The sequence below is a fragment of the Collinsella sp. AF29-7AC genome, from assembly GCF_003475665.1.
Lineage (GTDB): Bacteria > Actinomycetota > Coriobacteriia > Coriobacteriales > Coriobacteriaceae > Collinsella.
In genome coordinates this window covers 104,541-118,457 of sequence record NZ_QRQX01000006.1, presented here as the reverse complement: position 1 = coordinate 118,457, position 13,917 = coordinate 104,541, and the positions used below count along the sequence as shown (strand labels likewise).

9 protein-coding genes, 2 tRNA genes and 1 pseudogene are annotated in these 13,917 nt (G+C 62.9%); all 12 read right to left on the bottom strand.

The window, feature by feature from the left end; genetic code table 11:
• Positions 1–238 precede the first annotated feature (238 nt).
• Positions 239–2,935: a valine--tRNA ligase gene (locus DWZ15_RS04180; protein ID WP_118449567.1), complete on the bottom strand. Its 2,697-nt coding sequence runs from the start codon at positions 2,933–2,935 to the stop codon at positions 239–241.
• 337 nt (positions 2,936–3,272) lie between these two features.
• Positions 3,273–4,685 carry an ATP-dependent Clp protease ATP-binding subunit ClpX gene (gene clpX, locus DWZ15_RS04175; protein WP_118449565.1) on the bottom strand — a complete coding sequence of 471 codons (1,413 nt, stop codon included), beginning with the start codon at positions 4,683–4,685 and terminating at the stop codon, positions 3,273–3,275.
• Position 4,686: 1 nt separating this feature from the next.
• Positions 4,687–5,307, bottom strand: coding sequence for an ATP-dependent Clp protease proteolytic subunit (locus tag DWZ15_RS04170; RefSeq protein WP_022095182.1), 621 nt, complete (start codon positions 5,305–5,307; stop codon positions 4,687–4,689).
• Positions 5,308–5,470: 163 nt separating this feature from the next.
• On the bottom strand, positions 5,471–6,772 hold the full coding sequence (gene tig / locus DWZ15_RS04165) for a trigger factor (protein WP_233544631.1): 1,302 nt from the start codon (positions 6,770–6,772) through the stop codon (positions 5,471–5,473).
• Between the two features lie 88 nt (positions 6,773–6,860).
• Positions 6,861–6,944: transfer RNA gene (locus DWZ15_RS04160), tRNA-Leu, on the bottom strand.
• Between the two features lie 140 nt (positions 6,945–7,084).
• On the bottom strand, positions 7,085–9,295 hold the full coding sequence (locus DWZ15_RS04155) for a xanthine dehydrogenase family protein molybdopterin-binding subunit (RefSeq protein WP_369833217.1): 2,211 nt from the start codon (positions 9,293–9,295) through the stop codon (positions 7,085–7,087).
• Between the two features lie 177 nt (positions 9,296–9,472).
• Positions 9,473–9,916, bottom strand: a pseudogene (locus DWZ15_RS10885) ((2Fe-2S)-binding protein); the annotation flags it as partial.
• Entirely contained in the window at positions 9,916–10,830 is a 915-nt protein-coding gene (locus DWZ15_RS04150) for a xanthine dehydrogenase family protein subunit M (protein ID WP_118449559.1), read from the bottom strand. The gene DWZ15_RS04150 and the pseudogene DWZ15_RS10885, both read right to left, overlap by 1 nt.
• 155 nt (positions 10,831–10,985) lie before the next feature.
• Entirely contained in the window at positions 10,986–12,341 is a 1,356-nt protein-coding gene (gdhA, locus tag DWZ15_RS04145; protein ID WP_118449557.1) for an NADP-specific glutamate dehydrogenase, read from the bottom strand.
• 257 nt (positions 12,342–12,598) lie between these two features.
• Positions 12,599–12,994: a DUF3343 domain-containing protein gene (locus tag DWZ15_RS04140; RefSeq protein WP_158572494.1), complete on the bottom strand. Its 396-nt coding sequence runs from the start codon at positions 12,992–12,994 to the stop codon at positions 12,599–12,601.
• 15 nt (positions 12,995–13,009) lie between these two features.
• A complete protein-coding gene (locus DWZ15_RS04135; RefSeq protein ID WP_158572493.1) occupies positions 13,010–13,642 on the bottom strand; it encodes a molybdenum cofactor guanylyltransferase in 633 nt (210 codons plus the stop codon).
• Positions 13,643–13,796: 154 nt separating this feature from the next.
• Positions 13,797–13,893 (bottom strand) — tRNA-Sec (locus DWZ15_RS10485).
• Between the last annotated feature and the right edge of the window lie 24 nt (positions 13,894–13,917).

Here is a 13,917-nt window from a genome sequence, read left to right as displayed (position 1 = left end):
CCGCCATTCATAGAAAAATAAAACAGTATAGGTTGAGGATAGTCAGCGAAAACGCCTCTGATGAGCCAAGGTGCCGTGAAACAAGGGCGCATAGGGCTTATGCCCATGCGCCCGAAGTTGAACGGCAGATTGGCCATCAGAGGCGTTTGCAGCGTCGAGTCAGCCGCCGTTCGTTAGAACGGCGGAATAGGTGTCCGCAGTAGCGAGCAAAGCGTCGGGACGCGCCCCCGAGTAAACCTTACGAGAAGTCAGCAACCTGAGCAGTCAGCGCCGCCAGGATCTCCTTGAGCTCAGCTGCACGGTCCCTCTTCTTCTGGACCACCGCAGGCGCGGCCTTGGCAACAAAGCCCTCGTTAGCAAGGGTCTTCTCGCAGCCGGCGAGCTCCTTCTGGGCCGCGGCGATCTCCTTCTCCAGGCGTGCCTTCTCGGCCGAAAGGTCAACCTTGCCCTCGAGCACCACAAAGACCTCGACGCCGCTGTCGACCACGGCGATGCTCGCGGCCGGCTTCTCAACGTTGGTACCCATGATCAGCGAGACGGCGTTCGCCAGCGGCTCGATGGTCGAGCGCAGGCTCTCGAGCTTCTCGATGTCCTCGGCGCCGGCGCGCACGACCACGTCGAGCTCGGCCTTGGGGCTCAAGCGATAACGCGAACGCGTGGCGCGAGCGGCAGACACGACGGTGCGGCACAGCTCAAACGCGCGCTCGGCGTCCTCGTCAACATACTTGTCGTAGTCGGCGGGCTCGGGCCACTTGGCGATCATGAGCGCCTCGGCGCGGTTCACGTTGCCCTCGGCGTCCAGGTCGAGCACGCTCGCCGGCATGTTGTCCCAGATCTCCTCGGTGACAAACGGCATGAGCGGGTGCATCAGGCGAATGGAGGTGTCGAGCACAAAGATCAGGTTGCGCTGCGCCTGCAGACGACCCTCGCCCTTCAGGCGGGACTTGGTGACCTCGACGTACCAGTCGCAGACCTCGTTCCAGAAGAACTGCTGCACGCCGCGGGCCATGTCGCCAAAGGTGTAGTTCTCGATGCCCTCGGTGACCATCTTGACAGCCTTGGCCAGGCGGCTGAACATCCAGGCGTCGGCCGGCGTCTCCACGACGGGCTCGCCGGGCGTGTAGCCCTCCATGTTCATGAGCAGGAAGCGGCTGGCGTTCCAGATCTTGGTCACAAACGACTTGGCCTGCTCGGTGCGCGGGCTGTCGATGAGCCGCTTGGTCTTCTTGTCGATGTTCGCGTCAAACTTGACATCCTGGTTGTTGGTGCACAGCGTGAGCAAGTTGTAGCGCATGGCGTCGGCACCGTACATGCCAATGAGGTCCATGGGGTCAACGCCGTTGCCCTTGGACTTGGACATGCGGCTGCCGTCCTTGGCAAGGATCGTCGGGTAGATGACGACATCCTTAAACGGCACCTCGTCCAGGAAGTACAGCGAGCTCATGACCATGCGGGCAACCCACAGCGCGATGATGTCGCGCGCGGTGACGAGCGCCGTCGTGGGGTGATGTCCCTCGAGCAGCTCCGGCTTTTGCGGCCAGCCCTGCGTGGCAAAGGTCCACAGCTGCGAGCTGAACCAGGTGTCCAGCACGTTCTCGTCCTGATGCACGTGATGGCCGCCGCACTTGGGGCACACGTCGGTGTCCTCGGTCAGGGCGTCCTCCCAACCGCAGTCCTCGCAGTAGAACACGGGGATGCGGTGGCCCCACCACAGCTGACGGCTGATGCACCAGTCCTTGAGGTTCTCCATCCAGGTGGTGTAGGTCTGCGTCCAGCGCGCGGGGTGGAAGGTCACCTTGCCAGAGTTGACGGCGTCGAGCGCCGGCCCCTTGAGCTTGTCGACGGCCACAAACCACTGCTCGGACAGCCACGGCTCCAGGGCGGAGTCGCAACGGTAGCAGTGCATGACGGAGTGATCGAGGTCCTCGACGTGATCGAGCAGGTCGTGCTCCTCGAACCACTTGATGACGGCCTCGCGGCACTCGTCGCGGTTCATGCCGGTGAACTCGCCGTAGCCCTCGACGACCACCGCGTGCTCGTCGAAGATGTTGATCTGCGGCAGGTCGTGCGCCTGACCCATGGCGTAGTCGTTGGGGTCGTGGGCCGGGGTGACCTTAACAAAGCCGGAGCCAAAGTTGGCGTCGACATGCCAATCCTCAAAGATGGGGATCTCACGGTTGACGATCGGCAGCATGACGGTCTTGCCCACGAAGGCGGCCTTCTCGGGGTCCTTCGGGGAGACGGCGACGCCCGTGTCGCCGAGCATGGTCTCGGGGCGCGTGGTGGCGACGACGATGTAGTCCTGGCCGTTGACCGGCTCAGTCAGCGGGTAGCGCAGGTGCCACAGGTGGCCCTTCTCGTCCTTGTACTCAGCCTCGTCGTCCGAGATGGCAGTGGTGCAGTTGGGGCACCAGTTGACGATGCGCTTGCCGCGGTAGATCAGGCCGTCGTGGTACCAGTCGCAGAAGACCTTACGCACGGCCTGGGCATAGTCCTCGTCCATGGTGAAGCGCTCGTTGTCGAAGTCGACGGAGCAGCCCATGCGCTTGATCTGCTCGACGATGATGCCGCCGTACTCGTGAGTCCAGTCCCAGCAGGCGTCGACAAACTTATCGCGACCGATCTCCAGGCGGCTGATGCCCTCGCTCTTGAGCTTCTTGTCGACCTTGGTCTGCGTGGCGATACCGGCGTGATCGGTGCCCAGCACCCAGCGCGTGGACTTGCCGCGCATGCGGGCCATACGGATGATGGCGTCCTGGATGGAGTCGTCGGTGGCGTGGCCCATGTGGAGCTTGCCGGTCACGTTGGGAGGCGGAATGGTGACGGTGCAATCGCCCACGCCCTCGCGGCGCTTGTAGTAGCCGCCGTCGAGCCACTTCTGCAAGATCGCCGGCTCGTTGGTCGACGGATCGTAGTTCTTGGGCATTTCTTCCATATATCTCTCCCTGTCCCGCCGGCGTGTCCGCCTGCTTGGTTTTCGCTCGGTCAGGTCCTGGCTCGCACGAAGAGCACATTTAGTGCTCTTCGGCTCGTGCGGAATCTACGAAAACCAAGCAGGCGGACACGCCTTAGGTATCGATTACTTCAGTCTGAAGGTACTAACTTGACAATCTCACAGAATAGCACAGGCATACCTGCCGAATAGGGACAGGTTTATTCTGGTAGGTTTTATCAGGGGAAACGACAGTTGCCCATATAAAACCGACCAAAATAAACCTGTCCCTAAATAGCAGGTCCCGCGGTGGTTGCCGCGGGACCTAAACGGGCGCTATTTACCCATAGATGCGCTGGGGCTGTTCTTCGCCCTTTACGGAGGCTTCGGTCACGATGACCTTGGAAACGCCCTCCTCGCTGGGGAGGTCGAACATCGTCTGCTGAAGCACGTCCTCGCAGATGGAACGCAGGCCGCGGGCGCCGGTCTTGCGGGCGAGCGCCATGCGGGCGATCTCGTGCAGGGCCGCGTCCTCAAATTCAAGATCGACATCCTCAAGCTGGAACATCTTGCGGTACTGGCGCACCACGGCGTTCTTGGGCTCGGTCAGAATCGACACCAGGTCGTTCTCGTCGAGCGCCTGCGTCTGGGTGACAACGGGCGTACGTCCCACAAACTCCGGGATCATGCCAAAGGCGTTGAGGTCCTGCGGGAGCACCTGACGCAGCAGGTCGTTCTCGTCGACCGAGGTGGGGCCGGCGATCTCGGAGTTAAAGCCCACGCCCTTGTTGCCCACGCGATCGGCGATGATCTTATCCAGGCCCACAAAGGCACCGCCGCAGATGAACAGGATGTTGGTCGTGTCGATCTGCAGGAGCTCCTGCTGGGGATGCTTACGGCCGCCGGTGGGCGGAACGCTGGCCACCGTGCCCTCAAGAATCTTAAGCAGCGCCTGCTGAACGCCCTCGCCCGAGACGTCGCGAGTGATGGAGAGGTTCTCTGCCTTGCGGGCGATCTTATCAATCTCGTCAACGTAGATGATGCCCACCTGCGCGCGCTCGATATCGCCATCGGCAGCGTTGATGAGCTTGAGCAGGATGTTCTCCACGTCCTCGCCCACATAGCCAGCCTCGGTAAGCGCGGTAGCATCGGCGATGGCAAACGGCACCTCGAGGATGCGCGCGAGCGTCTGGGCGAGCAGGGTCTTGCCGGTACCGGTGGGACCGAGCAGCAGGATGTTGGACTTGGCGAGCTCTACCTCGTCCATATCGTCATCGAACTGCGAGCCCATGCCCGATGCCTCGTCAAAGGCAGACACCGCGGCGCCGCCCTCGATGACGCGGCGGTAATGGTTGTACACGGCAACCGACATGGCGCGCTTGGCGTCCTCTTGGCCCATGACATAGGCCGAAAGCTCGTCATAGATCTCGTGCGGCGTCGGCACGTGCGTGATGACCTGGCGGTCGTCCTCGAGCTCAAAGCCCTCGGCCTCGGGATCCATGGCGGGCTGCCCGGCAGCCTGGCCGTGATCATTGAGGAAGCCCGGCAGCTTGCCGTTGCGGGCAGCGTCCATAAAGTCCGAAGCCAGCGACTCCTCCAGAATCTCGGAGCAGGCGGCGACGCACTCGTCACAGATAAAGATGTTGGTCGGGCCCTTTACGAGGCGTCGGACCTGGCCCTGTTCTTTTCCGCAGAAGGAGCAGCGAATGGGGTTGCCGTTCTCGTCAAAGTTGTCCTGCATGTTACCGGCCATCCTAGGCGTCCTTCGCGGCCAAGTCGCGCGAGGTGACGATGCGGTCGATCAGGCCGTAGTCGAGGGCCTCGGCGGCGGTCAGGTAATTGTCACGCTCGGTATCTGCCTGGACCTTCTCGATGGGCTGGCCCGAGGCATCGGACAGGATCTGGTTGAGCTCGCGACGGGTCTTCTTGATCTCCTCGGCAACGATCTCGATCTCGGTCTGCTGACCCTGGGCACCGCCGCTGGGCTGGTGAATCATAACCTTGGAGTGCGGCAGGCAGAAGCGCTTGCCCTTGGCGCCAGCCGAAAGCAGCACGGCGGCCATGGACGCGGCCATACCCACGCAAATGGTGGAGACCTGCGGCTTGATAAAGTTCATGGTGTCAAGAATCGCCAGGCCGGAGTAAACCTCGCCGCCGGGCGAATTGATGTAGAGCGAGATATCCTTCTCGGCATCCTGGCTCTCAAGATGCAGTAGCTGGGCAACGACCAGGTTGGCGCTGACGGAGTTGATCTCCTCGCCCAAGAAGATGATGCGATCGTTGAGCAGGCGCGAATAGATATCGTAGCTGCGCTCGCCGCGCGGCGTCTGCTCGATAACGTATGGCACGAGGGCGGAATCGAACTTAGCGATCATACGCATCTCCATTTCTCTCTTGCGGACCAAATTGGTTCTAGATAAACGTACGGTGCCCGCATGCTATGCATTGGCTGGCACCGTACGAAGCAACCGGATAACCGGCTTATAACTTTACCCCATCACAGGCGCACGCATGCGCTCGCGGGCAAGGTGGCGAGAATTACTCGGCGTCCTTGGCGGTCTCGTCGACCTCGGTCACCTTGGCGTTCTCGACCAGGTGGTCGACGGCCTTGGAGCGACGGATGGACTCACGGACGGCAGGCATGCGGCCATCGGCGATGAACTCGGCCTTGGAAGCCTCGACGTCCTTGACGCCGGCCTTCTCGAACTCGGCGTTGATGTCGTCCTCGGTGACCTCAATCTTGAGCTCACGGGCGAGGGCGTCGAGCGCCAGGGACTCACGGGCAACGTCGTTGGCCTGCTTGTGCAGGTCGCCGATGAACTGCTCCATGGTCAGACCGGAAGCGGGCAGCCAGGTGTCCAGGGTCATGCCGCGGGCAGCGAGGTTGGACAGGAAGTTCTGGCCAAGCTCCTCAAAGACGGACTGCTCGTAGTCGGCATCCATCTCGTCGAGCTGCAGGCGCTCAGCGAGAGCGGAGACGCAACGGTTCTCCTTCTCGGCAGGGAGGCGGGAAGCCTTGTCCTGCTCGATCTCGATCTTGATGGCGTCGCGCATGGCGTCGATGCTGTCGAAGCCAAAGTCGGACTTAACGAGCTCGTCGGTGAGCTCGGGGGTGTTGCGGACCTTGATGCCCTTGACGGTGACCTCGACGGTGTGGGTCTCGGCCTCCTCGCCCTCCTCGACCTCGTCGGTCCAGGTGACGGTCTTGACGTCGTCAACGTTAGCGCCGATCAGGGCCTCGTTGAACTCCTTGGGGTTGCTGTCGCTACCGGCGATGAGCATGCGACCCTCGGCGGCAAAGTTGTCGGCGTTCTCGACGGCCTTGAGGTCGACGGTCACATAGTCGTCAGCCTCGACGGCGCGACCCTCGACGTCCTCGAAGGTGGCACGGTAGTTGAGGAGCATCTCGACCTGGTTGTTGATCTCGGACTCGGTGACCTCCGCAGGGGGCATCTCGATCTCGACAGCGTCGAAGGAGGAGAGCTCAGCGGCGGGACGCAGGGAGAACTCGACGGTGTAGGTGTAGTCCTCGTGATCCTTGGCGAGGTCGAGCTCCTTGTAGTCACCGCTCTTGGTGGGGACGATGTCCAGCTCGTTGAGGACGGCGGGCTCGTTGGCGGCGATCAGGTCGTTGGTGGCCTGAGCGAGGGTAGCCTCGGCGCCAAGAGCGGAATCGATGACCGGACGGGGAGCCTTGCCGGCACGGAAGCCCGGGAAGCGGTACTTCTTGGCGGTGTCCTTGTAGGCCTTCTTGATCGCGGCGTCGACGTCGGCGGCCGGGATGGTGACCGTAGCGGTGAGCTTGGCGTCCTTGACGTCAGAAGCGGTGATGTTCAACACGTTCCTCCTCATACTGCCCAGCTTATCTGAGGTGCTGGTACCTTTATGCAACAAAGAGTCGCGACGGCCGAAGCCGACGCAGATGCGTTGGTGCGGGCGAAAGGACTCGAACCTTCACGGGAATCCCACCAGAACCTAAATCTGGCGCGTCTACCAATTCCGCCACGCCCGCATGAGCGCACAGACTAGGAATGATAGCAGATACGAACGACAAGCGCACGCACACGTTTTACAGGCTCACGACCTCACCACGAGTGCGAAAGGCGGGGCGAGTTGCCCCGCCCCGCCCATTACGACTTGTTCGCCGACCCGCTACTCCCCCAGCAGGGCCTTCTCGGGCGTGATCGGCAGCGAGCGCACCTGGTGGCCGGTGGCGTGTGCCACGGCCGAGGCCACGGCGGCGAGCGGCGTGTTAATGACGACCTCGCCGATCGACTTGGCGCCAAACGGGCCCGTAGGCTCGTAGCTCGGCTCAAAGGCCACGCGAATACTGCCGATGTCCAGGCGCGTGGGCAGCTTGTAGCTCATAAAGTTGCCGGTGCGCAGGCGGCCGCGGTCGTCGTGCTCGACGATCTCGTAGAGCGCGTGGCCGATGCCCTGGGCAATGCCGCCCTCGGCCTGGACGCGCGCGAGTGCCTCGTTGATCACGGTGCCGCAGTCCACAGCCGCCGCGTAGTCCACCACAGTCACCTTGCCGGTGGCCTTGTCGACCTCGACCTCGGCAATGCCGGCCATAAACGGCGGGGGCGAAACGGGCAGGCAGGCAGAGGCGTGCGAGGTCAGCGCGTCGCCGCCCGCGATGTTCTTGACGCATAGGTTGGCAAATTCGCGCAGCGTGAGGTAGCGGTTCTGCTCACGAGCGGCACGCTCGTCGGACAGGCGCACGTACTGGCCGTCGAAGACCACGTCGGCGGCGTCAACGTCCCACATCTGAGCGGCCTTGGCGCAAATCTTCTCGCGCAGCTCGGTCGCGGCGTTCTTGGCGGCAAGGCCCGTCACGTAGGTACCGGAGCTCGCGTACGAGCCGGCGTCGAACGGCGACACGTCGGTGTCCACGCCGCGCACCACGATCAGCGAGCTCTCCACGCCCAGCTCCTCGGCGGCAATCTGCGCCAGGATCGTGTCGACGCCCATGCCGTTATCGGTGGCGCCGGTGCCGATGGTAATGAAGCCGTCCTCTTCCAGGCGCATGTCGATGCCGGCGATGTCCACGTTGGAAATGCCCGAGCCCTGCATGGTGAGCGCGCAGCCCAGGGCGCGCACGCGGTCGCCCAGATCGACGGCAAGCGGCTTGTCGCGCCAGCCGATCATGTCCATCGCGCGCAGCAAGCAGCGGTCGAGCGCGCAGGCGTTGAGCCTCTCGTTGTAGTACTGCGGCATGATCTCGCCCTCGCGCACGATGTTCTTAAGGCGCAGGTCGGCGGGGTCCATGTGCAGCATGTCGGCGAGCTCGTTGACGGCGCTCTCCACGGCAAACTGGCCCTGGGTGGCACCGTAGCCACGATACGCACCGCCACGGTTGGTATTGGTGTAGACGGCGTCCCAGCTAAAGCGGCTCGCCTTCACGTGGTTGTAGATCGGCAGGCTCTTGTGGCCCGAGAGGCCGATCGTCGTGGTGGCGTGCTCGCCATACGCACCGGCGTTGGACAGCGTGTGCAGGTCGATGGCCGTGATGGTGCCGTCGTTCATGGCGCCCAGCTTAACGGTCATCTGCATCTGGTGGCGCGAGTTGCCCGCGGTGATGGTCTCCTCGCGGGTGTAGCAGCAGTAGCTCGGACGGCCGGTCTGCTGGGTAACGAATGCCACGAAGATCTCGCAGCAGCCCGTCTGCTTGGAGCCAAAGCCGCCGCCGATGCGCGGCTTGATGACCTGCACCTGCGACTGCGGAATATCGAGCGACTGAGCGACCATGCGGCGCACGTGGAAGGGCACCTGCGTAGAAGTGGTCACCGAGATGCGCCCAAACGCGTCGGTCGTCGCGAAGGCGCGGAAAGTCTCCATGGGCGCGGTCTGCGTGGCCTGGCTGGTGTAGGTGCGCTCAAAGACGATATCGCTCTGGGCGAAGGCCTCGTCCAAGTCACCAAAGTCGCTCGTGCCGCTGCATACCAAGTTGCGCGGGACGTCGCCGCCCTGCGGGAACATAAAGGTCACGTCGCCCTCGGGGTGGACCACGATGTCGTTATCGAGCGCCTGGGTAAAGTCGAGCAGCGGCTCGAGCACCTCGTAGTCGACCTTAATGAGCTTGAGCGCCTTGTCGGCGGCCTCCTCGGTCTCGGCGGCGACAATCGCCACCTCCTCGTTTTGGTAACGGACGAGGTTCTCGAGGATCAAGCGGTCGTAGGGACTCGGCTGCGGATAGCTCTGACCGGCGATGGTAAAGCGGCGCTTGGGCACATCCTCATAGGTGTAAACGCCCACCACGCCGGGCACCTTCAGGGCGCGCGACGTATCAATGGAGCGGATCTTGGCGCGGGCATAGGGGCTGCGCTTGAGTTTGACGATGAGCGCGCCGGCGGGCACCATATCGCCCGTGTAGACGGGACGGCCCTCGAGCAGCGCCTTCGAGTCCTTCTTAGGCTGCTTATGGGTGATCTGCTTGTACGAGACACCGTCGCAGCTGGTGTCGTTGACCGGCAGTTCGGGCATCTCAAAGCCCACCTGCACGCCGGACTCGTTGAGGAAGCGGACAATGGCGCGCAGCTGGCTCTCGTAGCCGCTGCAACGGCAGAGGTTGCCGGCGAGCTGGCGCGACAGCTCCTCGCGCGTGGCGACGAGGCTCGGGTCCTCCTTGGCGGCGCGGGCAAGCGCCAGCACGTTCATGATAAGGCCGGGGGCGCAAAAACCGCACTGCTCGGCGCCTTCGGCAGCCATCGCGCGGGCAAGCGCCTCGGACTCAGCCTTGAGACCCTCGAGCGTGGTGATGGTATGGCCCTCGACGCGCGCGGCGGGAACCGAGCAGCTCAGCACCGGGTCGCCGTCGAGCCACACCGTGCACAGGCCGCAGTTGGTGGTCTCGCAGGCGCAGCGCACTGACACGCAACCCTGCTCACGCAAAAGCGCAAGGAGCATAGTGTCGGGGGCAATCTGAACCTTGACCTTGCGGCCGTTGAGCGTAAAGGAAAGATCGATGAGTTTGGCAGCCATTAGCGCACCTCGCTAGAATCGACACCGGGCACACGGCGGCAGGAATACTCGTCCGTGGCAAACTTAGGGACCTGCACGGTCTCGAGCTCGCGGGCAAGCGCGGCCGAAAGCTCGATGCCGGCGGCGCGGCGCACGGCCTGGACGGCGAGCGGGGCCGAGATGCGACGGCGGTAGTCGGCCGAGCCCCACAGGTTGGTTCCGTAGCTCAGGGCACGCACGGATGCAGCAAGGGCGCGAAGCTCGTCCTCGGAAGGCTGCTCGTTGGTAAGGCCGCACGCCACGCCCTGCAGCAGGGTCGCGCGCAGCGGGCGGGCGCCCACGGTGACGTGCCAAGTGTTGTTCCACCAGGCGGCGGTGACGTTTAAGGAGGGGAAGTCGGTCGCGGCCTTGCGCACGGCCTCGTAGCTCGCACGGTAGTCGTGCTTAACGACCACGACGTGCTCGATCACGTCGCGCACATAGCCCATGTCCACGAACTCGGCGAGCGGCACGCGACCGGCACCCGTCAGCTCGACATACGAATCGAGCGCCAGGAATGCCGAGAGCACGTCCGAGAAGCCAAAGCGGCCGTAGATGCTGCCGCCCACCGTGGCGGTATTGCGCAGCTGCACGCCCACGATATCGTGAACGGCGAACTCGAAGACATTGTTGACAAGCGCGTTGAGCTCGGCATGGCGCTCGAGCTGGCGCAGGGTGCACATGGCACCGATGCGAAACTCGGTCTCGGTCTCCTCGATCTGATCGAGTCCGCAGGCCGAAAGGTCAATCGCCGTCGCGACGCGACGCGAACCCAGGCGCATCCAAATGCCACCGCCCACAATCTTGTTATTGCGGTTCTTCTGTAAGAGCTCATAGGCTTCGGCCGCGTTTCCAACACGGACGTAGGTACCGAACTTGAGCACGTTCTCCCCCATCTCTTCACTTGTCCAGTACCTTTAAGTGTACCAAACGAGGGGGCATAGCTCGTGTCGGGACAAAATGAACCGTTTTCCTCCGTCGCATGCGGATCAAAAAAGGCTCCCAGCCAAGATGACTGGGAGCCTTCTGCGATGCTATATCGAGCGAAGATTTAGCAGACGCCCTGGGCGAGCATGGCGTCGGCGACCTTCAGGAAGCCGGCGATGTTGGCGCCCATGACGAAGTTGCCCTCCTCGCCGTACTCCTTGGCGGTGTCGTCCACGTTGTGGAACATGCCGCGCATGAGCTGCTCGAGCTTGCCGTCGACCTCCTCGAAGGTCCAGGACAGGTGCTCGGCGTTCTGGCTCATCTCCAGGCCGGACACGAGCACGCCGCCGGCGTTGGCAGCCTTACCGGGCATAAAGGCGACGCCGTTCTCCTGGAAGTAGGTCGTGGCCTCGATGGTCGTGGGCATGTTCGCGCCCTCGCCGACCACCTTGCAGCCGTTGGCGACGAGTGCCTGGGCATCCTCGAGCAGCAGCGTGTTCTCGCGAGCGCAGGGCAGCGCGATGTCGCAGGGAAGCTGCCACACGCCGCGGCCGTCGCCCTCGTGCCACACGGCCTTGGGCTTCTCGTCAACGTACATGGCGAGCGTAACGCCCTTGTCGTGGCCGGAGCGCTTCTTGTTGTAGACATGCTCGAGCACGGTGTAGTCGATGCCGTCGGGATCCTCGACCCAACCGTGGGTGTCGGAGCAGGCCAGCACCTTGCCGCCGAGCTGGGAGACCTTCTGGACCGCGTAGATAGCGACGTTACCGGAACCGTGAACGACGACGTTCTTGCCCTCGAAGGAGTCGCCGCGGCTCTTGAGGTACTCGTCCACAAAGTAGACCAAACCGTAGCCGGTGGCCTCGGTACGGGCGAGCGAGCCGCCAAAGGAGAGGCCCTTGCCGGTAAGGACGCCGGTCCACTCGTTGGTCAGGCGCTTGTACTGACCGAACATGTAGGCAACCTCGCGGCCGCCAACGCCCAGGTCGCCGGCGGGAACGTCGGTATTGGGGCCAATGTGGCGATAGAGCTCGGTCATGAAGGACTGGCAGAAGTGCATGATCTCGTTGTTGGACTTGCCCTTGGGGTCAAAGTCAGAGCCGCCCTTGCCACCGCCCATGGGAAGGGTGGTCAGGCTGTTCTTGAGGATCTGCTCCAAGCCCAGGAATTTGAGCATGCCCAGGGTGACCGTCGGGTTAAAGCGCAGGCCGCCCTTGTAGGGTCCAATGGCAGAGTTGAACTCGACGCGGTAGCCGCGGTTGACCTGGACCTTGCCCTGGTCGTCGACCCAGGGAACACGGAACATGACGATGCGCTCGGGCTCGACGAGGCGCTCAAGCAGGGCGGCCTCCTCGTACTCGGGATGGGCGTCGAGCGCCGGCTGGATGGTGCCGAGGATCTCGGTCGCGGCCTGGATGAACTCAGGCTGCTCGGGATAGCGGGCCTTGAGCTCGTCGAGAACTTTCTGCGTGTAGCTCATGCTTCCTCCAATTGATGGAAAAGAAAAGTGTCGTTCGAGGCGCCCCATGCGCCCCGAGCTTTATCGAGTATGGATAATATCGCACTGTTGCAGCAAAGTTTCGCATAAGCCGACGAGCAGATGTTTCGTTTTGATTACGATGCAGGTAGAAGCGTTTTTGAGTGCCTGACGCGCAAAACCCGTGTTTCAAACCTGTTTCGTCCACGTGTTCCAAACCACCACATTGAGGACAGGCACCTTTGTGGTGGTTTTGGTGGCTAGAGGACGAGCTGATGGTAGTCGGCGGGGGTTATGCGGCCTTCGGTGGCAGCGCGGAAGGCGGCGAGCGCATCGCCCGAGAACTGCATAGCCCAGCACAGCCCGCAACCTGCGGTAATGGAGCCGGGCAGCGGCATGATGCGCCCGGGCACGCCGGCGGCAAGGCAAAGCTGCTCGCATTCCATCACATTGAAGGTGCTGTCGAACGACACGATGATCTTGCGTTCGTGGTCGAGGGCATCACCGGACGGGCCTTCGCGGTGTGCCTCACGATACGCCGCGGCAGCCGCTTCCTCTTCCGCGGTATGTCCACAGCCACCACATCCGCAGGTACAGGGTTCGGACCCGTCGCAAGTGCAAGGCTCTCCCGTGTCGGGGCAAATATCGTGAGACATGGCATCTCCCATCGTCTAGGCGAGTAACTCGGCCGCCGCAAACTCCTCGGGCGTATTGACGTTCTCGAAGCAGAGCGTCGAGCCCGCGGCCTTAACAATCTGCGGCTCATCCATATAACCAGCCTGAACGCGATTGATCAGGCAGCGAATGCGCTGGCGGTCGCAGGCAAGCAGCTCGTGGGCAACCGGCGCACACGCATCACAGCGCCAGACGGCGCAAAGCGGCTCAATCCCCCGCTCCTCGCGCGGCACGCACACATCGAGCGCCTCGGTCTCGACACGATCGGCAAGCGCGCCGATCAGTTCCGGCGAGACAAACGGCATGTCGCAGGCGACGATCGCCACGAGCGGCAATCGGGCCGCGGCCAACGAGCTCGCGATGCCACGCATGGCACCGGCGGGACCGTCGACGTCCATCACCACGCGGGGGCGCAGGCCATCAAACATAAGTTCCTCAAGATAGGCAAGCTCGCTGGGACGCGAAGTCGTCACAACCAACTCGCCGGCAATTGGCGCCAGCCGACCCAGCACGCGCTCGATGAGCGGCTCGCCGCAAAACGCCATGCGAGCCTTATCGCGGCCCATGCGCGACGACAACCCGCCCGCTTGAACGACACAAGAAAGATCGGCCCGTCTTACGGTAGTCATACGGCAAAACACCTCCATCGGCATGCTCGAAACCCGGTGCACGAAGCTAAATACAGCCGCCGAAATAACGGCGCTTCGAAAAGCTCGTGCAAAAACAAAACAGCGCCTTTGCGGCACGCAGCAAGACCGCGAGCACAAAAGCGCTGGTAGCGTATGGCGGGAACGTATGTGAATCGAACACATCCAAGACGTTTTGCACGCCTCGCAACGGTTTTGAGGACCGCGGAGCCCACCGGAGCCCATCCGTTCCCAAGTGCGGCGGTATTTTACCAAAC